The 24,218-nt window shown below is 70.1% G+C and carries 23 protein-coding genes; 18 read left to right on the top strand and 5 right to left on the bottom strand.

All coding sequences use genetic code 11. From position 1 onward, the window contains the following. Positions 1-77: 77 nt before the first annotated feature. On the bottom strand, positions 78-1,052 hold the full coding sequence (locus QRN63_RS24645; protein ID WP_285033560.1) for an alpha/beta hydrolase: 975 nt from the start codon (positions 1,050-1,052) through the stop codon (positions 78-80). Positions 1,053-1,055: 3 nt separating this feature from the next. Then, positions 1,056-1,979 carry an alpha/beta hydrolase gene (locus QRN63_RS24640; protein ID WP_285033559.1) on the bottom strand — a complete coding sequence of 308 codons (924 nt, stop codon included), beginning with the start codon at positions 1,977-1,979 and terminating at the stop codon, positions 1,056-1,058. Here QRN63_RS24640 and QRN63_RS24635 point away from each other — a divergent pair. The 7 genes from QRN63_RS24635 (at position 1,978) to QRN63_RS24605 (ending at position 9,365) form a co-directional block, all read left to right on the top strand. Then, the gene (locus QRN63_RS24635; RefSeq protein WP_285033557.1) at positions 1,978-2,706 is read left to right on the top strand and encodes a lysoplasmalogenase; all 729 of its coding nucleotides are present in this window, start codon (positions 1,978-1,980) and stop codon (positions 2,704-2,706) included. The genes QRN63_RS24640 and QRN63_RS24635 overlap by 2 nt on opposite strands. A 50-nt stretch (positions 2,707-2,756) precedes the next feature. Continuing rightward, positions 2,757-4,703 carry a primosomal protein N' gene (locus QRN63_RS24630; protein ID WP_410506073.1) on the top strand — a complete coding sequence of 649 codons (1,947 nt, stop codon included), beginning with the start codon at positions 2,757-2,759 and terminating at the stop codon, positions 4,701-4,703. 15 nt (positions 4,704-4,718) lie between these two features. Further along, complete coding sequence (gene fmt / locus QRN63_RS24625; protein ID WP_285033555.1) at positions 4,719-5,645, top strand: methionyl-tRNA formyltransferase; 927 nt, start codon at positions 4,719-4,721, stop codon at positions 5,643-5,645. Then, a complete protein-coding gene (locus QRN63_RS24620) occupies positions 5,642-7,102 on the top strand; it encodes an RsmB/NOP family class I SAM-dependent RNA methyltransferase (protein WP_285033553.1) in 1,461 nt (486 codons plus the stop codon). Before fmt ends, QRN63_RS24620 begins: the two co-directional genes overlap by 4 nt. A gap of 5 nt (positions 7,103-7,107) precedes the next feature. Next, entirely contained in the window at positions 7,108-7,785 is a 678-nt protein-coding gene (rpe, locus tag QRN63_RS24615; protein ID WP_267317305.1) for a ribulose-phosphate 3-epimerase, read from the top strand. Beyond that, positions 7,782-8,792, top strand: a complete 1,011-nt coding sequence (ribD, locus tag QRN63_RS24610; RefSeq protein ID WP_350224474.1) for a bifunctional diaminohydroxyphosphoribosylaminopyrimidine deaminase/5-amino-6-(5-phosphoribosylamino)uracil reductase RibD — start codon at positions 7,782-7,784, stop codon at positions 8,790-8,792. The genes rpe and ribD overlap by 4 nt, the downstream gene beginning before the upstream one ends. A 327-nt stretch (positions 8,793-9,119) precedes the next feature. Continuing rightward, complete coding sequence (locus QRN63_RS24605) at positions 9,120-9,365, top strand: hypothetical protein (RefSeq protein ID WP_267317306.1); 246 nt, start codon at positions 9,120-9,122, stop codon at positions 9,363-9,365. A gap of 70 nt (positions 9,366-9,435) precedes the next feature. On the opposite strand, the gene QRN63_RS24600 is transcribed toward QRN63_RS24605, so the two are convergent. Together QRN63_RS24600 and QRN63_RS24595 are read right to left on the bottom strand one after the other, a co-directional pair. Beyond that, positions 9,436-11,013: an MFS transporter gene (locus QRN63_RS24600; protein ID WP_285033552.1), complete on the bottom strand. Its 1,578-nt coding sequence runs from the start codon at positions 11,011-11,013 to the stop codon at positions 9,436-9,438. After that, positions 11,013-11,729 carry an LppX_LprAFG lipoprotein gene (locus QRN63_RS24595; RefSeq protein WP_267317308.1) on the bottom strand — a complete coding sequence of 239 codons (717 nt, stop codon included), beginning with the start codon at positions 11,727-11,729 and terminating at the stop codon, positions 11,013-11,015. Before QRN63_RS24595 ends, QRN63_RS24600 begins: the two co-directional genes overlap by 1 nt. Positions 11,730-12,220: 491 nt before the next feature. On the opposite strand from QRN63_RS24595, the gene QRN63_RS24590 reads away from it, so the two are divergent. The 4 genes from QRN63_RS24590 to QRN63_RS24575 all read left to right on the top strand — a co-directional run bounded on the left by QRN63_RS24590 (position 12,221) and on the right by QRN63_RS24575 (position 15,150). Next, a complete protein-coding gene (locus QRN63_RS24590) occupies positions 12,221-12,829 on the top strand; it encodes a riboflavin synthase (RefSeq protein ID WP_267317994.1) in 609 nt (202 codons plus the stop codon). Between the two features lie 118 nt (positions 12,830-12,947). Further along, on the top strand, positions 12,948-14,207 hold the full coding sequence (locus QRN63_RS24585; RefSeq protein WP_267317309.1) for a bifunctional 3,4-dihydroxy-2-butanone-4-phosphate synthase/GTP cyclohydrolase II: 1,260 nt from the start codon (positions 12,948-12,950) through the stop codon (positions 14,205-14,207). Continuing rightward, positions 14,204-14,677, top strand: a complete 474-nt coding sequence (gene ribH, locus QRN63_RS24580) for a 6,7-dimethyl-8-ribityllumazine synthase (RefSeq protein ID WP_267317310.1) — start codon at positions 14,204-14,206, stop codon at positions 14,675-14,677. Before QRN63_RS24585 ends, ribH begins: the two co-directional genes overlap by 4 nt. Beyond that, positions 14,674-15,150, top strand: a complete 477-nt coding sequence (locus tag QRN63_RS24575) for a PH domain-containing protein (RefSeq protein WP_267317311.1) — start codon at positions 14,674-14,676, stop codon at positions 15,148-15,150. Before ribH ends, QRN63_RS24575 begins: the two co-directional genes overlap by 4 nt. On the opposite strand, the gene QRN63_RS24570 is transcribed toward QRN63_RS24575, so the two are convergent. Further along, positions 15,125-15,619, bottom strand: coding sequence for a GNAT family N-acetyltransferase (locus tag QRN63_RS24570; protein WP_267317312.1), 495 nt, complete (start codon positions 15,617-15,619; stop codon positions 15,125-15,127). The genes QRN63_RS24575 and QRN63_RS24570 overlap by 26 nt on opposite strands. A gap of 19 nt (positions 15,620-15,638) precedes the next feature. Here QRN63_RS24570 and QRN63_RS24565 point away from each other — a divergent pair, with 19 nt between their 5' ends. The 7 genes from QRN63_RS24565 to whiA are packed head-to-tail and all read left to right on the top strand — an operon-like array spanning position 15,639 to position 24,008. Continuing rightward, positions 15,639-16,382 carry a hypothetical protein gene (locus tag QRN63_RS24565; RefSeq protein ID WP_285033549.1) on the top strand — a complete coding sequence of 248 codons (744 nt, stop codon included), beginning with the start codon at positions 15,639-15,641 and terminating at the stop codon, positions 16,380-16,382. Next, complete coding sequence (locus tag QRN63_RS24560; RefSeq protein WP_285033548.1) at positions 16,379-17,710, top strand: MurL-like N-terminal domain-containing; 1,332 nt, start codon at positions 16,379-16,381, stop codon at positions 17,708-17,710. The genes QRN63_RS24565 and QRN63_RS24560 overlap by 4 nt, the downstream gene beginning before the upstream one ends. Then, on the top strand, positions 17,707-19,020 hold the full coding sequence (gene murD, locus QRN63_RS24555) for a UDP-N-acetylmuramoyl-L-alanine--D-glutamate ligase (RefSeq protein WP_267317315.1): 1,314 nt from the start codon (positions 17,707-17,709) through the stop codon (positions 19,018-19,020). Before QRN63_RS24560 ends, murD begins: the two co-directional genes overlap by 4 nt. A gap of 9 nt (positions 19,021-19,029) precedes the next feature. Continuing rightward, positions 19,030-21,030 (top strand): excinuclease ABC subunit UvrC, encoded by a 2,001-nt coding sequence (uvrC, locus tag QRN63_RS24550; RefSeq protein ID WP_267317316.1) that lies wholly within the window; start codon positions 19,030-19,032, stop codon positions 21,028-21,030. Positions 21,031-21,088: 58 nt separating this feature from the next. Then, positions 21,089-21,967, top strand: coding sequence for an RNase adapter RapZ (gene rapZ / locus QRN63_RS24545; protein ID WP_410506074.1), 879 nt, complete (start codon positions 21,089-21,091; stop codon positions 21,965-21,967). Continuing rightward, positions 21,964-23,034 carry a gluconeogenesis factor YvcK family protein gene (locus QRN63_RS24540; RefSeq protein WP_267317318.1) on the top strand — a complete coding sequence of 357 codons (1,071 nt, stop codon included), beginning with the start codon at positions 21,964-21,966 and terminating at the stop codon, positions 23,032-23,034. Before rapZ ends, QRN63_RS24540 begins: the two co-directional genes overlap by 4 nt. Further along, positions 23,031-24,008, top strand: coding sequence for a DNA-binding protein WhiA (whiA, locus tag QRN63_RS24535; protein WP_029105256.1), 978 nt, complete (start codon positions 23,031-23,033; stop codon positions 24,006-24,008). Before QRN63_RS24540 ends, whiA begins: the two co-directional genes overlap by 4 nt. The last annotated feature ends 210 nt before the right edge of the window (positions 24,009-24,218 follow it).

The raw sequence follows: 24,218 nt of genomic DNA, 5'->3' as shown, positions 1-24,218 counted from the left end.
CCATACTCTCGCGAACAGACGCGAAAACCCCCTATTTTTGTGGAAATAGGGGGTTTTCGCGTCTGTTCGGCGGCAAATCAGCTGTACAGAGCGGCCTTCAGTGCCGCGATGCCGCGGTTGGTGGCCTCGGTCGCGACCGGCGAGGCCAGGGCCAGGCTGACGAAGCCGTGCACCATGGTCGGCTCGTTGCTCAATTCGACCGGAACACCCGCCGCGGCAAGCAGTTTGGCGTAGTGTGCGCCGTCGTCGCGCAGCGGGTCGTGCTCGGCGGTGCCGATGTACGCCGGCGGCAGACCCTCCAGTGACTCGGCATTCGCCGGCGCCAGGTCGGTCGGGAGTGCGGCGGCGTCGCTGAGGTCCATGCCGGGCAGGTACCAGGACAGGAACGCGGCGGTGACATTGCTGTTGAGCATGGGCGCGTCGGCGTTCTCGGTGAACGACGGCAGCGACACGTCACCGGTGGTGACGGGGTACCAGAGCAGCTGGAACTTCAGCCCGGGGCCACCCGCGTCACGTGCCCGCAGCGCCATCACGGCGGAGATGTTGCCGCCGGCCGAATCGCCCGCCACCGCGAGGCGCTCGGGGTCGCCACCGAGTTCGGTGGCGTGCGCGCCGACCCACTGCAGTGCCGCCCACGAATCCTCGATGGCGGCGGGGAACGGATGCTCAGGCGCCAACCGGTACTCGATCGACACCACGATGGCGCGGGCGCCGACGGCATGGGCGCGGGCCACATGGTCATGGGAATCCAGGTCGCCGATGGCCCAGCCGCCGCCGTGGTAGAAGACCACGACCGGCAGCGGACGGGTCTCGCCGTCGATGGGCGGCCAGTAGATACGGGCCGGAATCTGGCCGGCGTCACCGCAATCGAGTACGCGGTTCTCGATCCGCAGGTCCGGCAGCATCGCGGCGGGCGGGCGCACCGCGGCGAGCTTGGACCGGGCCACCTCGACGCCGTCGTCGATGGTGAACTCCAGCGGCACGGCGTCCAGGAGGGCTTTGAGGATCGGGTCGATGGCGGGGCGGGTGTCCGGCGTCTCGTCCAGGGTCATGCCTCAGGCTAACGCGACCCGCAGCGCGGCGATGGCACGGTCGGCCGCCTCGGTCGTCGCGGGCACCACGCCGTAGTAACCGAGGTAACCGTGCACCAGGGTCTCGGCGTTGTGTACCTCGACGGAAACCCCTGCCGCGGTGAGCATCTCGCCGTAGCGGATACCGTCGTCGCGCAGTGGGTCATATCCGGCGACGGCGATGTAGGCCGGTGCCAGCCCGGCCAGGGATTCCGCGCGCGCCGGGACGAGCGTGGCCGGCGGGTTCCGCAGGTCGACGCCCGTGGCGTACAGCAACGAGAAGCCCCCGACGGCGTCGCGGCCCAGGACCGGGGCGTCGGCGTTCTCGGTGAACGACGGCAGTGACGTGTCCCAGGTGGTCGCGGGGTACCACAGCAACTGGGCGCGCAGCGTGATGCCGGCGTCGCGGGCCAGCTGTGCGACCGCCGCGGCCAGGTTGCCGCCGGCCGAATCACCGGCCACCGCAAGACGATCCGGGTCGCCGCCGATCTCGTCGGCATGGGCGGCCACCCACTGCGTGACGGCCCAGACGTCGTCGACCGCGGCGGGGAAGGGGTGCTCGGGGGCGAGCCGGTAGTCCACCGACACCACGACGGCGCCGGTCCCGACGGCATGCAGGCGGGCGGTGCCGTCATAGGTGTCCAGGTCGCCGACCACCCAGCCGCCGCCGTGGAAGAACAGCACCACTGGTGCCGACGGTGCGACGTCGGCGGGCCGGTAGATGCGGACCGGCACGCCGTCGACGACGCGGTCCTCGGCGCGGACCTCCGGGAACACCGGCTTGCGGGGCAGCTCGCGGAACCGCGCGCGGGCGGCTTCGACGCCACCGTCCATGGTCAATTGGAAGGGAACCGCTTCCAGTACCTTTTGCAGAATGGGATCGAGCGGGGGACGCACAGTGTCCGACATGAGATCACCGTACGCAGTGCGTCGGTGGCTGTGGATAGCGGCCGCCGTGGTCGCCGCCGGCTACGGCATCTTCCTCATCGCGACGGCGCTGCGGCTGCCGTCGGGCGCCGACCTGACCGGCCAGTTCGTACTGCAGCCTGCGATCAAGGCACTGCCTGCGCTCCTGCTGGCGGTGGCCGCGGCCGGCCATGCGATCGTCCGCGAACGCAACTGGCTGGTCGCCGCCCTGGTGTTCTCGGCGGGCGGTGACTTCCTGCTGGCCGTGCCGGGATGGCCCATGGGATTCGTGTTCGGGCTCGGCTCGTTCCTGATCGCGCACCTGTGTTTCCTGGCCGCGCTGCTGCCGCTGGCCCGGCGCACCCCGGCGGCCACCGCCGGTGCCGCAGTCCTCGTCGTGATCTGCGTCGGGCTCGTCGTCTGGTTCTGGCCCAGCCTGGTGGCGCAGCAGATGACCATCCCCGTCACCGTCTACATGGCGGTCCTGGTGGCCATGGTGTGCACGGCGCTGTTCGCCGACCTGCCGACCCACTGGACCGCGCTCGGGGCGCTGTGTTTCGCGGTGAGCGACGGCATGATCGGCATCAGCAAGTTCGTGCTCGGTGACGAGAGGCTGGCGGTCCCGATCTGGTGGGCCTACGCCGCGTCGCTGCTCCTGATCACCGCGGGCTTCTTCGCGGGCCGGACAGTGTCGACGGTGTCGGCCGTGTCTGCTACACCGACTGCGTGACCGTCACCAGAGCGCAGGCCGAGCACGAGCCCGTGGCTCGGGTGCTGCCGATGCTGTCGGTGCCGCACCTGGACCGCGAGTTCGATTACCTGGTGCCGGCCGACCTGTCCGACGACGCCCAGCCGGGCGTGCGGGCCAAGGTCCGGTTCAACGGCCGACTGGTCGATGCCTTCATTCTCGAAAGGCGTTCGGACACCGACCATTCCGGCAAGCTCGGTTGGCTGGACCGCGTGGTGTCGGCCGAGCGCGTACTGACCCCCGACGTGCAACGCCTGGCCGAAGCGGTGGCCGCCCGGTACGCCGGCAGCCGGCCCGACGTGCTGCGACTGGCCATTCCGCCCCGGCATGCGACGGTGGAGAAACAACCGCCACCGGAACTCCCGCCGTTCATTCCGCGGGATGTCGACGCCGGCGCCTGGCAGCACTACGGCCGCGGCGAGCAGTTCCTCGAAGCGCTCACCGAGGGCCGGGCCCCGCGCGCGGTGTGGCAGGCGCTGCCGGGCGAGGACTGGGCCCGGCGCCTCGCGGAGGCGGCGGCCGTCGTCGTCAACGCCGGCCGTGCGGCCCTGCTGATCGTGCCGGATCAGCGCGATGTCGACGCCCTCCACGCCGCGGCGCTGACGCTCGTCGACGAAACCCGGGTGGTGGCGCTGTCCGCCGGTCTCGGCCCGTCGCAGCGCTACCGGCGGTGGCTGTCGGTGCTGCGCGGGCAGGCGCGCCTCGTCATCGGGACCCGCAGCGCGGTGTTCGCGCCCGTCGCCGACCTCGGGCTCGTCGTCGTGTGGGACGACGGCGACGACTCGCTCGCCGAACCGCGCGCCCCGTATCCGCACGCGCGCGAGGTCGCGATGCTACGGGCGCACCAATTGCGTTGCGGCGCAATCATCGGGGGCTTCGCGCGCACCGCCGAGGCGCAGGCGCTGGTGCGCAGCAAGTGGGCGCACGACCTGGTGGCCGGCCGCAGTGTGGTGCGCGCGAGGGCCCCGCGGGTCGTCGCTCTCGACGACGACGCCCACACCCACGAACGCGACGCCGCGGCCCGCACCGCCCGGTTGCCGTCGATGGCCCTGGGCGCGGCGCGGGCGGCGCTGAGCGCCGGGCGGCCGGTGCTGGTCCAGGTGCCGCGCCGCGGTTACGTTCCCGCGCTGGCCTGCGGCAAATGCCGGACCATCGCCCGGTGCCGGCACTGCACCGGTCCGCTGTCGCTGCCGGACCGCGACACCGTCGGTGCGGTGTGCCGGTGGTGCGGTCGCCAGGACATCGCGCTGCGCTGCGGCCGGTGCGGCTCGGACGCGGTACGCGCCGTGGTGGTCGGGGCCCGGCGCACCGCCGAGGAGCTGGGCCGGGCCTTTCCGGGCGTGCCCGTCGTCACCTCCGGCGGTGACGCGGTGGTCACCGAGGTACCGGCCCGCCCCGCCGTCGTGGTGGCGACCCCGGGCGCCGAACCGCGTGCTGACGGCGGTTACGGCGCGGCGCTGTTGCTGGACGGTTGGGCGCTGCTGGGCCGCCAGGATCTGCGCGCGGCCGAGGACACGCTGCGCCGGTGGATGTCGGCGTCGGCCATGGTGCTCGACCGCGCGGCCGGGGGCACGGTGGCGGTGGTGGCGGAATCGTCGATCCCGACGGTGCAGGCGCTGGTGCGCTGGGACCCGGTCGGGCATGCCGAGTCCGAGCTCGACGGCCGTGCCGAGGTGGGGCTACCGCCCGCAGTTCATCTCGCGGCCGTCGACGGCGTCCCGGAGGCGGCCGACGCGCTGCTGGAGGCCGCGGCGCTGCCGCCCGATGCCGAGGTGCTGGGGCCGGTCGATCTGCCGTTCGGCGCCCGTCGCCCGCCCGGTGTGGACCCGGGCGCACCCGTGCACCGGATGCTGGTGCGGGTCTCGCGCGAGCGTGGCCTGGTGCTGGCGGCGGCCCTGCGCCGGGCGACCGGTGTGCTCAGCGCCCGCCACGATCAGACGCCGGTGCGGGTGCAGATCGATCCGCTGCACATCGGATGACTAGCCTGGTGGATCGTGCGTATCGTCTTCGCCGGAACTCCGGAACCCGCGCTGCCGTCATTGCGTCGGCTCATCGCGTCGCCCCGCCACGAGGTGGTCGCGGTGCTGACCCGTCCGGACGCGGCAGCCGGTCGCCGCGGCAAGCCGGCGCCGTCCCCCGTCGCGGAACTCGCTCTGGCCGAAGGTATTCCGGTGCTGCGGCCGCCCAAGCCGAATGAGCCCGAGTTCGTCGCCGAACTCGCCGCGCTGGCCCCCGACTGCTGCGCCGTCGTCGCCTACGGTGCCCTGCTGCGCGACGAGCTGCTGGCGGTGCCCCGGCTGGGCTGGATCAACCTGCACTTCTCGGTGCTGCCGGCGTGGCGCGGCGCCGCCCCGGTGCAGGCCGCCATCGCGGCGGGCGATGAAGTGACGGGCGCCACCACGTTCCAGATCGAGCGGGCCCTGGACTCCGGACCGGTGTACGGCGTGCTGACCGAGGCGGTGCGGCCCATCGACACCGCGGGCGATCTGCTGGCCCGACTGGCCGAAGCCGGCGCGGGTCTGCTGGAGACGACGCTCGATGGTGTCGAGGACGGCGCGCTGACCGCGGTGCCGCAGCCCACCGACGGGGTGACGATCGCGCCCAAGGTCACTGTCGAGGACGCGCGCGTGCGCTGGGACCTGCCCTCGCACGTCGTCGACCGTCGCGTCCGCGCGGTCACGCCGAACCCGGGCGCCTGGACCGAGATCGGCGACCTGCGGGTGAAACTCGGTCCGGTGGTTCCGGTCGAGGCAGAACCGTTGGCGCCCGGTGCAATTCGCGTGCAGAAGGCGGGCGTGCTGGTCGGCACCGGGAGCACACCGGTGCGCCTGGGCATGGTGCAACCACCGGGGAAGAAACTGATGAATGCGGCGGACTGGGCGCGCGGCGCCCGGCTGGACGAAGGTGTGGTGGCCCGGTGACCGAACGGAGCGGACGCGGACGGCAGGGCCGTCCCAACAGCCAGGGGCGCGCGGGTGGCCGGGACCGTCAGGACCGGCAGCCGGGCCGGTCGCAGGCGCCACGCGGGCCGCGCCGCAAGCCGCTGGATCCGGCCCGCCAGGCTGCGTTCGACGTGCTGCGCGCCGTCTCGCAGCGTGATGCGTACGCCAACCTCGCGCTGCCGGCCATCCTGCGCGAGCGCGATATCACCGGCCGCGACGCGGCTTTCGCCACCGAGCTGACGTACGGCACCTGCCGCTGCGTCGGGCTGCTCGACGCCGTGATCGAGAGCGCCGCCGGGCGGCCCACCGACCGGATCGATCCGGTGCTGCTCGATCTGTTGCGGCTCGGCGCCTATCAGTTGCTCCGCACCCGCGTCGACGCCCACGCCGCGGTGGACACGACCGTCGAGCAGGCCGGCGTCGAATTCGATTCGGTGCGTGCGGGTTTCGTCAACGGCGTGCTGCGTGCCATCGCGAGTAAGGACGAGGCGGCCTGGGTGGCCGAGCTCGCGCCGTCGGCTGCGGCCGACCCCATCGGCCACACCGCGTTCACGCATGCGCACCCGCGCTGGGTGGCGCAGTCCTTCGCCGACGCACTCGGTGCCGATGCCGGGGAGCTCGATGCGATGCTCGCCAGCGACGACGAACGCCCCGTCGTGCACCTCGCGGCGCGCCCGGGGGAGATCAGTGCCGAGGAGCTCGCCGCGGCGGTCGGCGGCGATGTCGGCCGGTTCTCGCCGTACGCGGTCTACCTGCCCGGCGGCGACCCCGGCCAGCTGGACCCGATCCGGGACGGCCTGGCGCAGGTGCAGGACGAGGGCAGCCAGCTGGTGGCCCGCGCGCTGACCGAGGTGCCGCTGGAAGGCAACGACACCCGCTGGCTGGACCTGTGTTCGGGGCCCGGCGGCAAGACCGCGATGCTCGCGGCCATCGCCGCGCAGTGCGGCGCCACCGTGACCGCCGTCGAACCGACTGAGCACCGCGCCGATCTGGTCGAGCGCAACACCACCGGCATGGGTGTCGAGGTCCTCCGCGTCGACGGCCGTGAGTCCGGTCTGGCGCCCGGGTCCTTCGACCGGGTCCTGGTCGACGCGCCCTGCACCGGTCTGGGCGCGCTGCGTCGCCGGCCCGAGGCGCGGTGGCGCCGGCAGCCGTCGGACGTGCCCGGCCTCGCCCGGCTGCAGCGTGAATTGCTCGCTGCGGCAATCAAACTCACCCGGCCCGGCGGTGTGGTGCTGTACGCGACGTGTTCGCCGCACCTGGCCGAGACCGTGGGTGTCATCGCCGACGCCCTGCGCCGTCAACCGGTCGAACAGATCGACGCCCGCCCGCTGTTCGCCCCGGCCGATCGACTCGGTCCCGGACCACACGTGCAGTTATGGCCACATCGGCATGGCACCGATGCGATGTTCGCGGCCGCGCTCAAAGTAGTCTGACCGCCATGGCAGGACCACTCATCGCCCCGTCCATCCTTTCCGCCGACTTCGCCCGGCTCGCCGACGAGACCGCGGCGGTCGAGGGCGCCGACTGGCTGCATGTCGACGTCATGGACAACCATTTCGTCCCCAACCTGACGCTGGGTCTGCCGGTCGTCGAGAGCCTGTTGAAGGTCACCGACATCCCGATGGACTGCCATCTGATGATCGAGGATCCGAAGCGCTGGGCACCGTCGTACGCCGAGGCCGGCGCCTACAACGTGACGTTCCACGCCGAGGCCACCGACGACCCGATCTCCGTCGCCCGCGACATCCGCGCAGCCGGCGCCAAGGCGGGCCTGTCCGTCAAGCCCGGCACCCCGATCGAGCCGTACCTGGAAATCCTGCGCGACTTCGACACCCTGCTGGTGATGTCGGTCGAACCGGGCTTCGGTGGCCAGAAGTTCATCGCCGAGGTACTGCCGAAGGTCACCGCGGTACGGCGCCTGGTCGACTCCGGTGAGCTGACCCTGGTCGTCGAGATCGACGGCGGCATCAACGCCGACACCATCGAAGCCGCCGCCGCGGCGGGCGTGGACTGCTTCGTCGCGGGTTCAGCGGTGTACAACGCGGCGGATCCGGGCGCCGCGGTGGAATCCCTGCGGCGTCAGGCCGCGGCCGCGTCACCGCATCTGGTGCTGTGACGCCGGAGGCCATCGAGACGGCCATGCGGCTGGCCATCGGCCAGGCCGACGCGGTCAAAGGCACGACGTACCCGAACCCGCCGGTCGGCGCCGTGATCCTGGACCGCGACGGTGAAGTGGCCGGCGTCGGCGGGACCCAGCCGCCGGGGGAGGCGCACGCCGAGGTCATGGCACTGCGGCGGGCCGGTACGCGGGCCGCGGGCGGCACCGCCGTGGTGACGCTCGAACCGTGCAACCACCAGGGCCGCACCGGCCCGTGCGTGGACGCGCTGCTGGACGCCGGGGTGGCGGCCGTCGTATTCGCCGTGGCCGACCCCAATCCGGTGGCCGCGGGCGGCGCCCAGCGGCTGACCGATGCCGGCGTGACGGTGTCCTCGGGTGTCCTCGCCGATGAGGTCAGCGGTGGTCCGCTGCGTGAATGGCTGCACCGCCAGCGCACCGGCCGGCCCCATGTGACGTGGAAATTCGCGGCCAGCCTCGACGGGCGCAGCGCCGCCGCCGACGGCACCAGCCAGTGGATCACGGGCCCCGCGGCCCGGGCCGATGTGCACCGGCACCGCGCGGCGGCCGACGCCATCGTCGTCGGCACGGGGACGGTCCTGGCCGATGACCCGACGCTGACGGCCCGCCAGTCCGACGGCACCCTGGCGGCCCGTCAGCCGCTGCGAGTGGTGGTCGGGGCACGCGAAATCTCGTCGGAGTCCAACGTCCTGAACGACGATTCCCGGACCATGGTGATCCGCACCCACGACCCGGTCGAGGTGCTCCAGGCCCTCTCGGACCGTACCGATGTGATCCTCGAAGGCGGCCCGACCCTGGCCGGGGCGTTCGTCCGGGCGGGACTCGTGGACCGGATCCTGGCGTATCTGGCGCCGACGCTGCTGGGCGGACCGATCACGGCGATCGACGATGCCGGGGTGTCGACCATCTCGCAGGCCCGCCGCTGGCGGTTCGACGGCGTCGAGACGGTCGGCGCCGACGTTCGGCTCAGTCTCGTACCGAACTGATTGCTCGGGCGCTTCCAGCGAACTTTTTGCGCGCTGCGCGCGGGCTCCGACCGGGACAGCCGCGGGCTGCGCCAGTCGAACTGGTTCCCAAAAGTGGCTGAGACGTGCGATTCACCCTGGCTGCTGATGTGAGTGGGCTCACCGCGGCTCATCTTTAGTTTTGCTAATCGTTATCAGTTCGAGATCAATGCCGAGACATTCGTGCAGGCGGCCAGGATTTCGCATCCGTAAAATTGACTGCAGACACCGGGTCACCTGGATCCGGCTGAAATATCGCGCTCACCGATGTCGTTAGAGCGAAGGTGATCACGAGCAAAGGATACGAGCATGACTGCACTGCAGGACTGGCTCAGCTTCCGTCCGAGTGAAGATGGCATCAGGGACATGATGTTCCGCCGCCCCCTGCGGGCGGTGCTGAGTGTCGTCGAAGAGTTCGACGAGGCCGTGGACGTGGCGCTGGAACGCCTCGCGGCACACGCGAACGGGTCCCACCCGGAACCCGCGCCCGCACCGAGCCCGGCGTACATCCCGGACAACGTGGTGCTGATGCGCCCGGGCGTAGAGCGCTGCTAGCCCGGACAACAGGCCAGATACAACGGAGCCGCAGAGTCGATCGACTCTGCGGCTCCGTTGTCGTTACGGCCTACGCCACCGGGGCGGGATCAACCTGGGGAGCGGTTTCGGGTTCCTCGGCCTGCTCGTGGCGGCCGGCGATCAGCAGACCGGCCAGCGCGCCCACCACACACACGATGGCGGTGATGAGGAAGATCGAGCTGTACTGCATGGTGTAAGCAGTCCTGGTATTTCGCGTGATCTGCTCCGCGGCCTCGGCAAGGCTGCCGCCCTTCACCGGCGGCATCGAGGCCAGCGCCTGCTGGACCTTGTACAGGCCGTATGCCGTCAGTGCCGCCATGCCGATGAGCATGCCGATCATGCGGGACACCACGACGGCGGCCGAGGCGATGCCGTGCTGGGCCGTGGGGACCACCCGCAGCGTCGCCGACGTCAGCGGTCCGATGACCAGACCCAGTCCCAGCCCGGCGATGATCAGGTCGGTCGGCAGCGTCGGCAGCGACACGATCGCGAGGTCGTGGGTGGCCGAGAGCACATCCATGTCCCAGTGCGACACCAGCAGGTACGCGCCCGCCGCGATGAGCAGACCGACGAACGCGACGATCCGGTCGCCGATCCGGGTGGCGATCCACCCGCCGACCACCGCGCCGACCGGCAGCGCGCCCAGGAACCACGCCAGTTTGAAGATCGCGTGCGCCTGGTCGATGCCGAGCACGCCGCGGCTGAACAGCTCGACGTTGACCAGCGTCACCATCAACGCCGCACCCGCGCACAGCGACGAGGCCAGACCCGCCAGGAACGGGCGGAAATGCACGCCCACCGGATCGATCAACTTGGTTCGGGCGAACTTCTCCCACACGAAGAATGCGACCGCGACGACCGCGGCGGCGATCAGCAACGGCGGACCGTTCTCCGGGAGTACCTGCTTGCCGTCCGGGTTGGGGTTGTACAGCCCCCAGGTCGCCAGTCCGAGCGCGACGGCCAGCAATACGCCGCCGAGGACGTCGATCTTCTCCGGATTCTCGGTTTCGATCCGCGATGGCAGGCTGAAGTGGATCATCGCGATGGCCACAATCGTCAGCGGCACATTGATCCAGAAGACATCGCGCCAGTCGTGCAGCAGCCACACCACGGCCACGCCGTACAGCGGGCCCAGCACGCTGCCCAGCTCCTGGGCGGCACCGATACCGCCGAGCACCCCGGCGCGGTTGCGTGCCGCCCACAGATCGGCGGCGAGTGCCAGCGTCACCGGCAGCAGCGCGCCGCTCGCGACGCCCTGGATGGTCCGGCCGACGATCAGCTGGTTCAGCGGTTCGATCAACTCGTTTGCCGGCGCGAACATGCCGGCCATTGCCGTGACGATCGAACCCACGGCGAACAACGCCAGGCTGACCTGCAACACGAGCTTGCGCCCGAACCGGTCCGAGGCCCGGCCCAGCAGCGGCATCGCCGCGATGTAGCCCAGCAGATACCAGGTGACCACCGGGGTGACCTGCTGGATCTTGTTGATCGGGATGCCGATGCCGTCCGGCGGGTCCTTCATCATGTCGGTCATGATCGTGACGACGACATAGGTGTCGAGCGCGCCGAGCAGGACCGCGAGGCTACCTGCGGCTATCGAGACGTGCCGGTTGTTACCCCGGGCCATTACTGGACGTCGGGCTTGTTGACGGTGACCGGCTTACCCCAGTCGGTCAGCGTCATCTGCAGGTTGTTGCCCGGGCTGGTCTCGAGCTGAGCCTGCGCCAGCTGGTGGTTGCCGCCCTCTTCGATCCAGGCCGTGCCCGGCAGCGCCTGGGTCACCTTCAGCTGCGGGGCGATCTTGTTGACCGCCTCGGCGCTGACGGTGCCGGTGACCTTGACGGTCTTCACGCCGTTGATGTCCTCACGGCCCACGGCCTTGGCGTCGGTGAAGTTGTCCAGGATGTTGGCCAGGCCGGTCTCCGGGCGCAGGATCGCCGAGATGTCGTAGATGGCGTCGGCGGGGCCGAAGTCCGACAGCGGGCCACCCGACGACAGCGAGGCGTACAGGTGGTTGTCGTAGACGACGAACGGCGCGTCCTGGACACCCATGCCGCCCACCGACAGGTTGGCCTTGCCCTGGCCGGCGACGGCCGGGGTCAGCGTCATGTCGCCGGTCAGCTTGGTGACCGTCAGCTTGGCGATCTTGCCGTTGACGGTCAGGACCAGGTGCACGCTCTGCTGGCCGCGGGTGGTGTCGGCGGACTGCTTGAGCAGCGCCGCGGCGTCCGGCAGCGGCGCCGAGGGGGCCTCGGACTTCGAGCAACCGGAGACCAGGAGCACCCCGGCCATCACGGTGGAGAGTAGGGAAACAAGCATGGCGGAGCGTTTGCGCGTCTGCATGTCCTGCATCGTAATAGGTGCGCCCGACTAACAAGTTGTCTCGACCGGCCGGTTGAACCACAGGCATGGTTGCTGAACTCGAATTCCGGGCGGTCCCGATCGATAGCGGCGACGGTGCGGTGCTGGTGGGAGCCATGGAGGCCGAAATGGCCGAGCTGTACGCCGACGTCCGCGGCGGCCTCGATCTGAACGCGGCGGACATGCCGAAGGCCGGGCCGGCCGAGCTCGGCCCGCCGCACGGCGTCTACCTGGCCGGATACCGCGACGGCCGGCCCGTCTGCGGCCGAATTCTGTTGCGGGCCTTGGAAGACGCCGCCCGCGGGCTCGGTTACGCGGTTGCCAGGCTCGACACCGGGGCGCGGCAGCCGTATGCCCAGCGGTTGTACGAGTCGGAGGGATACCGGCCGATCGCGAATCTCGGGCGGCAACCCGGTGGCGCACTACTTCGGGGAGAAGCAGCTCTGGACGGCGGCATAGCTAGGCTGAGGGCCATGTTCACCGGCATTGTCGAAGAGCTCGGCGAGATCGTCAGCAAGGACCAACTGGCAGACGCGGCGCGGTTCGTCATCCGCGGTCCGCTGGTCACCGCCGATGCCGGGCACGGTGACTCCATCGCGGTGAACGGCGTCTGCCTGACGGTCGTCGACGTGCTGCCCGACGGCGCGTTCTCGGCCGACGTGATGGCCGAGACCCTGAACCGGTCCAGCCTGGCCGGCGTCGAGGTCGGCGGCCGGGTCAATCTGGAGCGCGCCGCTGCGCTCAACAGCCGGCTGGGCGGCCACATCGTGCAGGGCCACGTCGACGGGACGGGCACTGTGTTGTCGCGCACACCGTCGGAGCACTGGGAGGTCGTGCGCATCGCGCTGCCGCCGCAGCTGGCCCGGTACGTGGTCGAGAAGGGCTCCATCACGGTCGACGGGGTGTCGCTCACGGTGTCCGGTCTGGGCCGTGACGAGCAGGGCGACTGGTTCGAGATCTCTCTCATCCCAACGACGTTGCAGCTGACCACGCTGGGCCGCGCCCCGGTCGGCACCACGGTGAACCTGGAAGTCGACGTCATCGCCAAATACGTCGAACGGCTGCTCACCCCGGCGCAGTAGCGCCCTGTCATGCCGTGTCCGCTGAGCGGACCGGCGGGAGTAAGTCGGCCGGTACCAGTGGTTCATACTGGTAGGTGATCAACATGGCCCTGATGTGGCCACGGCAAGGGTGGTGGAGATGACGAGGCTTGATTCCGTCGAGCGGGCGATTGCCGATATCGCGGCGGGCAAGGCTGTCGTCGTCATTGACGACGAAGATCGCGAGAACGAGGGCGATCTGATCTTCGCCGCGGAGAAGGCGACGCCGGAACTGGTGGCCTTCATGGTCCGCTACACCTCGGGCTACCTGTGTGTGCCGCTCGACGGCGCGATCTGCGACAAGCTGGGCCTGCTGCCGATGTACGCGGTGAACCAGGACAAGCACGGCACCGCCTACACCGTCACGGTGGACGTGAAAAAGGGTGTGGGAACCGGCATTTCGGCTTCCGACCGCGCCAAGACCATGCAGGCGCTGGCTGATCCGGATGCCGTCGCGGACGATTTCACCAAGCCGGGACACGTAGTTCCGTTGCGCGCCAAGGATGGTGGCGTGTTGCGCCGGCCCGGCCACACCGAGGCCGCCGTCGATCTGGCCCGGCTGGCCGGGTTGCAGCCCGCCGGCGCGATCTGCGAGATCGTCAGCCAGAAGGACGAGGGCTCCATGGCCCAGACCGACGAGCTGCGCGTCTTCGCCGATGACCACGACCTGGCGCTGATCTCCATCGCCGATCTGATCGAGTGGCGCCGCAAACACGAGAAGCACATCGAGCGTGTCGCCGAGGCCCGTATCCCGACCCGGCACGGAGAGTTCCGGGCCGTCGGCTACACCAGCATGTACGAGGACGTCGAGCACGTGGCGCTGGTGCGCGGCGATGTCTCCCCGGAGAACGGCGACGACGTGCTGGTGCGGGTGCACTCCGAGTGCCTCACCGGTGACGTGTTCGGCTCCCGGCGCTGCGATTGCGGCCCCCAGCTCGACGCCGCCATGGAGATGGTCGCCAACGAGGGCCGCGGTGTGGTCCTGTACATGCGCGGACACGAGGGCCGCGGCATCGGCCTCCTGCACAAGCTGCAGGCCTACCAGCTGCAGGACGCCGGCGCCGACACCGTCGACGCCAACCTCGAGCTCGGCCTGCCCGCCGATGCCCGCGACTACGGCATCGGGGCCCAGATCCTGGTCGACCTCGGCATCCGCTCCATGCGGCTGCTCACCAACAACCCCGCCAAGCGCGTGGGCCTGGACGGCTACGGCCTGCACATCATCGAGCGCGTGCCGCTGCCCATCGGCCCCAACGCCGACAACATCCGGTACCTGATGACCAAGCGGGACCGGATGGGCCACGACCTCATCGGACTCGACGATTTCGCCGGTGACGCAACAGACGGAGAAGGTAAATGAGCGGTGTCGGTGTTCCGGACATGCCGGAGCTCGACGCGTCCGGGATCAAACTGGCCATCGTCGCCAGCACCTGGCACACCACCATCTGTGACGCGCTGCTCGACGGCGCGCGCCGGGTGGCCACCGCGTCGGGTATCGCCGAACCGACCGTGATTCGTGTGCTCGGCGCCATCGAAATCCCGGTGGTGGCACAGGAATTGGCCAAGACCCATGACGCGGTGATCGCGCTGGGCGTGGTGATCCGCGGTGGCACACCGCATTTCGATTACGTATGTGATGCCGTCACGCAGGGCCTGACGCGGGTGTCGCTCGACGAGTCGACACCGGTCGCCAACGGGGTGCTGACGGTCAATACCGAGGAGCAGGCCATCGACCGCGCCGGCCTGCCCGGCTCGGCGGAGGACAAGGGTGAGCAGGCCGCGTCGGCGGCCCTGGCCACCGCGATCACGCTGCGCGACCTGCGGCGATGACGAAGGAAGCCGGCAGCTGGGACCTGGAGGTCCGGCCGCAGCGGGTGAAGTACGTCGCCTACGCCGCGGCTGCCGTCATCATCGTCGTGCACGTGACGGTCGGCGCGCTGCTGAAAATCGGTGCCACCGGGGTGATCTTCCAGACCGCCGACCAGGTGTCCATGGCACTGCTCGGGGTCATCCTGGCCGGTGCGGTGCTATTGCCGGCACGGTCCCGGCTGCGGGTCGGTCCCGCCGGTATCGTCGTCCGTAACGTCTTGAGCGACAAGACCATTGCCTGGTCCGACATCGTCGGGGTGTCGTTCCCGCTCGGCGCCCGCTGGGCGCGCGTCGACCTGCCCGACGACGAGTACGTCCCGATCATGGCCATCCAGACCGTCGACAAGGCCCGGGCCGCCGACGCGATGGACCGCCTGCGGGAGCTGGTCGCGAAATACCGCCCGGATCTCAGCTCAGCGTCAAAGACATCGTGAGCTCGTCTGCCGGGCCGGGGTTTTGGGAATCAGCGGCCGGACCGGCCGTGGCGACGAACCCGAAGGCGCGGTAGACCCCGAGCGCGGCGGTGTTGTCGCGGTGCACCCGCAGGGTCACGATCTGCGCGCCCAGGCCGCGGCCCCAGTCGATGGCGGCGGTCAACAGGGCGCGCGCCACGCCGCGGCCGCGGGCGACCGGATCGGTCCACAGCGAGTAGAGGTACACCGAGCTCGGGCTGGCCCGATGCGCCGCGATCAGGCCCACCAGCCGGTCCTCCTGGGCCAGCGCGAACTGGGCGTGCGCCCGCAGCCGCCGGCGCCACTGCGTCCCGGTGAAGCTCATCTCGGTGCGGTATTCGGCATCGTCGGTCCCCGCGGAATCGGCCAGCGCGCGCAGCCGCAGCGCCGCGAACTCCCGCCAGTCGGCTTCGGTGAGCCGGATCACCCCCACCTGGGTGCTCCCTCCCATGGGATAGAATTTGCTGATAGTGACCGATTTTCGCATGCCTTCGCCGCCGCCCGACGTCGTGGCGATCGCACCGGCTGAACTGGTCGGCCGCCTGGGTGCGTACCCGACGGTGACCGTGCCGATCTTCCAGGGCCGGACCGTCGACACCGCGTGGCTGTGGCGCCACCTCGCCGAACCCGCCGACTACTTCGGGCTCACCATGCCGTCCGAAGCCGATCTCGGCGCTGCCGTGGCGCGGTTCTCGGAGCAGTTCGTCGCCGTGACCGTCACGGTCACCGACGGCGGCCGGTGCGTGGTCACGGCCACGCCATCGCAGGTCCATGCCGCCGAGCCGGTCCGGATCGGCCGGCGCGACAGCGACTGGACGCCGCCGGCGGCGACGGGCGAGCCGTGGCTGCGGATGGCGGCCCGGACGACCAGCCTGGGCACCGTGGACCTGCTGCTGCGCCGGCTGGCCGAGCAGGGCTGCGTGGACGGCATCGCGCCCGGCCCCGATGTCACGCCCGCCGTGGCCGGTGCTCTGGTACTCGACATCGGTGCCGAACTGGTGGGCGTCGAGAACACCGAGCCCGTGTCGATCCTCGAGCAATTGCAGGCCTGCGGTGTGGTGCGGGTGCTCGCGCGGCGCGCTGCCGTGCCCGTCGACCAGGTGCTCCGCGCCTGGTGGATCTCGCCGCGGTACCGCACCCACCCCGTCGCGCAACTCGGGGCGCGCCCCGTCCCCGTTGATCCCGCCCACCCGCCGTTCCTGGAGCAGCTGTGACCAAACCTTTTGTCCCACAGTCCTACAAGTCGTTCCGCATCGACGGCTACGACATCGAGGGCGGCGTGTTCCGCGGGCGCTACACCATGTGCGGAGCCGACTCCGCCGACGATGTCAGCTTTGCCGAGACCGTCGACTTCGGCGACACCCTGGGCGGTGGCCGGCCCGACGACCGGCTGCTGCGCCTGCTGACGCTGACCTGCTCCCTGAGCTACTACAAGGCCGCCGCGCCACCGCAGATCGAGATCGCTTTCCCGACTTACGATTTCGAACGCGAGTATCTGCGCCAGGTGCTCGCCGGCGGCCTCGGTGAGTACGCCTACCGCAACGCCCTGCCGGGCGCATTGAGCCCGGAGCTCACCGGCGACCGCGCCGAGATCGCCGCGCAGCAGGCCGACATCTGGAATCCCGATGCGCCGCCGCTCGTGCCGGTCGGCGGCGGCAAGGATTCGGTGGTGACCATCGAGGCGCTCACCCCGCTGCGGCCGGTGTTGTTCAACGTCAACAAGTTCGACCCCATCGACCGCTGCGTCGAGATCAGCGGGCTGCCGCACGTGCGCGTCATGCGGACCATCGACCGCACGCTCATCGACGTCAACGCCGCCGGCGCCTACAACGGACACATCCCGGTCACCGCCATCAACAGCATCATCGGCTTGATCGTGGCCGACGCCAACGGACTGGGGCCGGTCGTGCTGTCCAACGAACGGTCGTCCAATGTCGGCAACGTCGAATGGATGGGCCAGGACATCAACCACCAGTGGTCCAAGAGCGTCACCTACGAGACGCTGCTGCGCGACACCCTCGCCGCGTACGGGCTGAACCAGGACCGGTACTTCTCGCTGCTGCGGGGCCTGTCGGAGTCGCAGATCGCCGACCGGTTCGCCGCCAGCCCGCAGTATTTCCGCGCGTTCATCAGCTGTAACCGGCCGTTCGCGCTCGACGCCGGCCGCCGCGGCGCCACCTGGTGCGGGCACTGCCCGAAGTGCCAGTTCGTCTTCGTGCTGATGGCGCCGCGGCTGGGCCGCGCTGAGATCGAGGCGATCTTCGGGCGAAACCTGTTCGAGGACACCGACAGCCGTGCCGAGTTCGAGGACATCCTCGGGGTGGGCGCGCACAAGCCGTTCGAGTGCGTCGGCGAGTACTACGAGGCCGCCGAGTCGATGCTGACCATCCTCGACGACGAATCGTGGGCCGGCCTGCCGCTGGTCGAGCAGTTCCGCAGCGCGCGAGCCGATCTGGAACGCGTGGCCGCCGACCACGACGACAGCCCCGCAGTGCAGTACGTGCCCGAGCGCTACCGCGCCGCCCTGGGCGAGCGGCCATGACGTCACAGCGCCCGCAGCTCGCGGGTGCCGCCGTCGGCATCTGGGGCTTCGGCAAGGAGGGCCAGTCGCTGGCCCGGACCGCGGCGGCCGCGGGCGCGGCGCGGATCGACGCCGTCGACGACGCCGGCCGGGGGACTCTGGACGCGCCGACCGATATCGCCAATCTCGACCTGTGGCGCGGCGCCGAACACCTGACCCGGCTGGCGGACTGCGACGTGGTGTTCCTCAGCCCCGGAATACCTTGGCATCAGCCGTTTTTCGCCGAGCTGCGCGCCGCCGGCGCCACGCTGTCCAGCGCCGCCGACTGGTACCTGCGTCGCTACGCCGCACAGACCGTCGGCGTCACGGGCACCAAGGGCAAGAGCACGACGGCGTCGTTCCTTTCGCATCTGCTGTGCCGGCTCGGCGCCGACGCCGTGGTGGCGGGAAACATCGGTACCCCGTTGTCGGATCTGGAGCCGGGGCCGGACGCCGTCGTGGTCGCCGAGCTGTCCAGCCAGCAGTGCGCCCTGGTCACCGCGTCACCGCGGATCTCGGTGATCACCAACCTCTTCGAGGATCACCTGGACTGGCACGGCGACATCGACGCCTATCACGGTGCGAAGGCCAATGTCTTCGCCCACGGCGGTGAGGTGCTGATCACCACGCCGCAGGTGCTGGCTGCGCTCGAGCGGCTGGGCATCGCGCTGCCGCCGGTGGTGCGCACCGTCGACCCGATGGACGTGACATGCCCCGAAGGCGATTATGTGATGGCCTACGAGCACAACGTCGTCAACGGCGCCCTGGCGGCTGTCGCGGCCGCGGAGGTGATCGGCCGCCCGGTAACCGAAGACGAATTCCTCGGCGCGGTAACGACATTCGAGGCGCTGCCGCACCGCCTGCAGGTCGTGCGGCGGACCGGTGACGTGCGCTGGATCGACGACACCCTGGCCACCACCGGCGAGAGTGTGGTCGCCGCGCTGCGCTCGATGCGGCCCGACGACCGGGTGGCACTCATCGTCGGCGGCATGGACCGTCAGCTCGACTACGACCAGATCGACGACTACCTGCTCTCGGGCGCACGTGACGTTCACCTCATCCAGGGGCCGACCAACGGGACCGCGATCGGCCGCCGCTTCGCCGCGGCGCAGCCCGCATCCGTGCACCCCGTGGACAGCCTGCGGGCGGCGGTGCAGGTCGCGGCCGCCGTGCCGGGTGTGACGGCTGTGCTGCTGTCGCCGGGTGCGGCCAGCTACGACCTGTACGCGAACTACGTGGCCAAGGCCGCGGCGTTCTGCGAGCTCATCGATGCTGTCAGCCAGTCGAACTAACCTGTAACAGTGCCTGATCCATCGACGTACCGGCCTGCGCCGGGAACCATCCCGTTGGAGCCGGGGGTGTACCGGTTCCGGGATCCGCATGGTCGGGTCATCTATGTCGGCAAGGCCAAGAGCCTGCGCAGCCGCCTGAACTCGTACTTCGCCGACCTGTCGGCGCTCGCGCCGCGGACCCGGCAGATGGTGACCACGGCCGGCAGTGTCGAGTGGACGGTCGTCACGACCGAAGTCGAAGCGCTGCAACTCGAATACAACTGGATCAAGGAATTCGATCCGCGCTTCAACATCCGGTACCGCGACGACAAGTCGTACCCCGTGCTGGCGGTCACCCTGGGCGAGGAGTATCCACGGCTGTTCGTCTACCGCGGCCCGCGGCGTAAAGGCGTCCGGTACTTCGGCCCGTACTCGCATGCCTGGGCCATTCGCGAGACGCTGGACCTGCTCATGCGGGTCTTCCCGGCGCGCACCTGCTCGAACGGAGTGTTCAAGCGGCACAACCAGATCGGTCGGCCCTGCCTGCTGGGCTACATCGACAAGTGCTCTGCCCCGTGCGTCGGTCGCGTGACCGCCGACGAGCACCGCAAGATCGTCGAGGACTTCTGCGACTTCCTGGCCGGTAAGACCGACCGGCTGGCGCGGGACATGGAACAGCAGATGGCCGAGGCTGCCGAGGAATTGGAGTTCGAGCGGGCGGCGCGACTGCGGGACAACATCTCGGCACTCAAGCGGGCGCTGGAGAAGCAGGCCGTGGTGCTCGGTGACGGTACCGATGCCGACGTGGTGGCGTTCGCCGACGACGATCTGGAAGCCGCCGTGCAGGTGTTCCACGTCCGGGGCGGCCGGGTCCGAGGTCAGCGTGGCTGGGTCATCGAGAAGTCCGGCGAGCCGGGTGAGTCCGGCGAGGACTACCTGGTGAGCCAGTTCCTCACGCAGTTCTACGGCGACCAGGCCGAACTGCGCGGCGCGGGACCGACCGACGAGGCCACAAACCCGGTGCCGAAAGAGGTTCTGGTGCCGGTACTTCCGGACAACGCCGGCGAGCTCGCCGACTGGCTCTCCGGCCTGCGGGGCTCGCGGGTACAGCTGCGCGTGGCACAGCGCGGCGACAAGCGCGCCCTGGCCGACACCGTGCAGCGCAACGCGCAGGACGCGCTGGCGCAGCACAAGCTCAAGCGGGCCGGTGACTTCAACGCCAGATCCGAAGCCCTGCAGAGCATTCAGGACTCGTTGGAACTGGACGACGCGCCGCTGCGCATCGAGTGCGTCGACATCAGCCACGTGCAGGGGACCGACGTGGTGGCCTCGCTGGTGGTGTTCGAGGACGGGCTGCCGCGCAAGTCCGACTACCGGCACTACGCGATTCGTGAGGCCGCCGGCGACGGCCGGTCCGACGACGTCGCGTCCATCGCCGAGGTCACCCGTCGGCGCTTCGCACGCCACGTCGCCGACACCCAGGTGCCGGCCGAGGGGACAGAGACCACCGAAACCCCGGCACGGCCAAAGCGATTCGCGTACCCACCCAACCTGTTCGTGGTCGACGGCGGTGCGCCGCAGGTCAACGCGGCCGCCGCGGTGCTCGACGAATTGGGGATCACCGACGTGGCGGTGATCGGGCTGGCCAAACGTCTGGAAGAGGTGTGGGTGCCCGAGCAACCGGACCCGCTGATCATGCCGCGCAACAGCGAGGGCCTGTATCTGCTGCAGCGGGTGCGTGACGAAGCCCACCGGTTCGCCATCACCTATCACCGCAGCAAACGGTCCAAGCGGATGACAGCGTCGGTGCTCGACGCGATCCCCGGCCTCGGTGAACACCGGCGCAAGGCATTGGTCACGCACTTCGGTTCGGTGGCACGGTTGAAGGAGGCCGGCGTCGACGAACTGACGGCGGTGCCGGGTATCGGGGCGGCGACGGCGCAGGCGGTGGTGGATGCGCTGCGGTCCGATTCCCGGCCGGAATCGGGGGCGGCGCCGACGGTTATCGGCAATGATCGGACAGGGCAGTGAGCGCGCAGCACCAGCGGATGAGCAGCGGGGGATGGACGAAGTCGTGACGGACGATCAGATGGACGGTGCTGCTGGTGAGATCGACGTGGTTCTGGTCACGGGTCTGTCCGGCGCCGGCCGCGGTACCGCTGCCAAGGTGCTCGAGGACCTCGGCTGGTACGTCGCCGACAACCTGCCCCCGGAACTGATCACGCGGATGGTCGAGTTGGGCCTGGCCGCCGGATCGCGCATCACCAAGCTGGCCGTGGTGATGGACGTCCGGTCCCGGGGGTTCACGGGCGACCTGGATTTTGTGCGCCGTGAATTGGCGACCCGCAGCGTCTTCCCGAGGGTGCTGTTCCTGGAGGCATCCGACGACATCCTGGTGCGCCGCTACGAGCAGAACCGGCGCAGTCACCCGCTTCAGGGCAACCAGACGCTCGCGGAAGGCATTGCCGCCGAACGGAGATTGCTGGAGTCGGTACGTGCCACGGCCGATCTGATCATCGACACCTCGACACTGCCGGTGCCGGCGTTGCGGGCCGGCATCGAACGCGCCTTCAGCGGCGAGGCCGTCGCCGGGACGAGCGTGACGGTCGAGAGTTTCGGCTATAAATATGGTCTGCCGATGGACGCCGACACCGTGATGGATGTCCGGTTCCTGCCGAATCCGCACTGGGTCGACGAGTTGCGGCCCCACACCGGGCAGCATCCGGCGGTTCGGGACTACGTGTTGGGACAAGAGGGCGCCGCCGAGTTCCTGGACACCTACCATCGGCTGCTGGACGTTGTCATCGACGGCTATCGCAGGGAGGGGAAGCGCTACATGACCGTGGCCATCGGCTGCACCGGCGGCAAGCATCGCAGTGTGGCGATCGCCGAAGCGCTGGCGGGCCGGCTCCGTGGCGGCGATCACCTGACCGTGCGCGTGCTGCACCGGGATCTGGGGCGCGAATGACGGAAGATCGGGCTCCCGCGCGCATCGTGGCGCTCGGCGGCGGGCACGGCCTGTACGCGACGCTGTCGGCGGCCCGCCGGCTGACGCCGCACGTCACCGCCGTCGTCACCGTCGCAGATGATGGTGGTTCGTCGGGCCGACTGCGTTCCGAACTGGACATCGTGCCCCCGGGCGATCTGCGAATGGCATTGGCGGCGTTGGCATCCGACAGTCCACACGGGCAGCTGTGGGCCACCATCATCCAGCACCGCTTCAACGGCAGCGGCGCGCTGGCCGGTCACCCGATCGGCAACCTCCTGCTCGCCGGCCTCAACGAGGTGCTGGCCGACCCGGTCGCCGCGCTCGACGAGCTGGGCCGGATCCTCGGGGTCAAGGGCCGCGTGCTGCCGATGTGTCCCATCGCGCTGCAGATCGAGGCCGACGTGTCCGGGCTCGAGGCCGATCCACGGATGAGCCGGGTGATCCGCGGTCAGGTCGCGGTCGCCACGACACCGGGCAAGGTGCGCCGGGTCCGGCTGCTGCCGGGCGATCCGCCGGCCACCCGGCAGGCCGTCGACGCCATCATGTCGGCAGACCTGGTGGTGCTCGGTCCCGGCTCCTGGTTCAGCAGCGTGATCCCGCATGTGCTGGTGCCCCAGCTGCTGGCGGCGCTGCAGGCGACCTCGGCACGCCGGGCCCTGGTGCTCAACCTCGCCGCCGAGCCGGGGGAGACCGCCGGGTTCTCCGCCGAACGGCATGTGCACGTACTGTCACAGCACGCTCCCGGCCTGACGGTGCACGACATCATCGTCGACGCGGCGAGTGTCCCCAGTGAGCGGGAACGCGACCAACTGCGCCGGGCGGCGGCGTTTCTCGAGGCTCAGGTCGAGTTTGCTGACGTATCCCGACCTGGTACACCTTTACATGACCCGGCACGGCTTGCGGCTGCGCTGGAGCGGGTGCGTCTCCACGGCGGCGCACCGCCCCGGCCCGCATACGAGCCATCCACTCCCGCCGCTCGGTCGGCCGACGGTTTCCGTCAGCAGCCGGCCCCTGAAGGACCAAGAGGTGACGATTCGTGGCGATGACGTCGGAAGTGAAGGACGAGCTGAGCCGGCTGGTCGTCAATTCGGTGACCGCCCGCCGGGCCGAGGTGGCGTCGTTGCTGCGGTTCGCGGGCGGCCTCCACATCGTGGCGGGCCGCGTCGTCGTCGAGGCGGAGGTCGACCTGGGCAGCATCGCCCGGCGGCTGCGCAAGGACATCTACGACCTGTACGGCTACAACGCCGTCGTGCATGTGCTGTCGGCCAGCGGCATCCGCAAGAGCACCCGCTACGTGGTGCGCGTGGCGCAGGACGGTGAGGCACTGGCACGTCAGACCGGACTGCTCGATCTGCGTGGCCGGCCCGTGCGTGGCCTGCCGGCTCAGGTGGTCGGCGGCAGCGTCGGCGACGCCGAGGCGGCGTGGCGCGGCGCGTTCCTGGCCCACGGTTCGCTGACCGAGCCAGGGCGGTCGTCGGCGCTCGAGGTCAGTTGCCCGGGACCGGAGGCAGCGCTGGCGCTGGTCGGTGCGGCCCGCCGGCTCGGGGTCAGCGCCAAGGCGCGCGAGGTCCGCGGCAGCGACCGCGTGGTGGTGCGCGACGGTGAGGCCATCGGCGCGTTGTTGACCCGGATGGGCGCCCAGGACACCCGGCTCAATTGGGAAGAGCGGCGGATGCGCCGTGAGGTGCGCGCCACCGCCAACCGGCTGGCCAATTTCGACGACGCGAACCTGCGCCGGTCCGCGCGGGCGGCTGTCGCGGCCGCCGCGCGGGTCGAACGGGCACTCGACATCCTCGGCGACACGGTGCCCGACCACCTGTCGGCCGCGGGCCGGTTGCGGGTCGAGCACCGGCAGGCGTCGCTCGAGGAACTGGGCCGGCTGGCCGACCCGCCGATGACGAAAGATGCTGTGGCAGGCCGGATTCGGCGTCTGCTGTCGATGGCCGACCGGAAGGCCAAGCTGGAGGGCATTCCGGACACCGAGTCGGCCGTCACCCCGGACCTGCTCGACGACGCCTAGCTGTACCCGGACAGGGGTCGGACCCGACGCGCGGAGCGCGCGTCGCGTACTGCACGTGGAGTTCGTCACAGCACTAGGCTGGCTGAGGATTCACCGCATGACCTGTCCAGGATTACCGGCGAGGGAGTACAGCAGTGACTATTCGGATCGGCGTTAACGGTTTCGGGCGTATCGGGCGTAATTTTTTCCGGGCTTTGGATGCGCAGAAAG

Source organism: Mycolicibacterium sp. lyk4-40-TYG-92 (genome assembly GCF_030209435.1).
Taxonomy (GTDB): domain Bacteria; phylum Actinomycetota; class Actinomycetes; order Mycobacteriales; family Mycobacteriaceae; genus Mycobacterium.
Note: the sequence above shows the minus strand (reverse complement) of the source record. Positions and strands in the feature narration are given on the sequence as shown.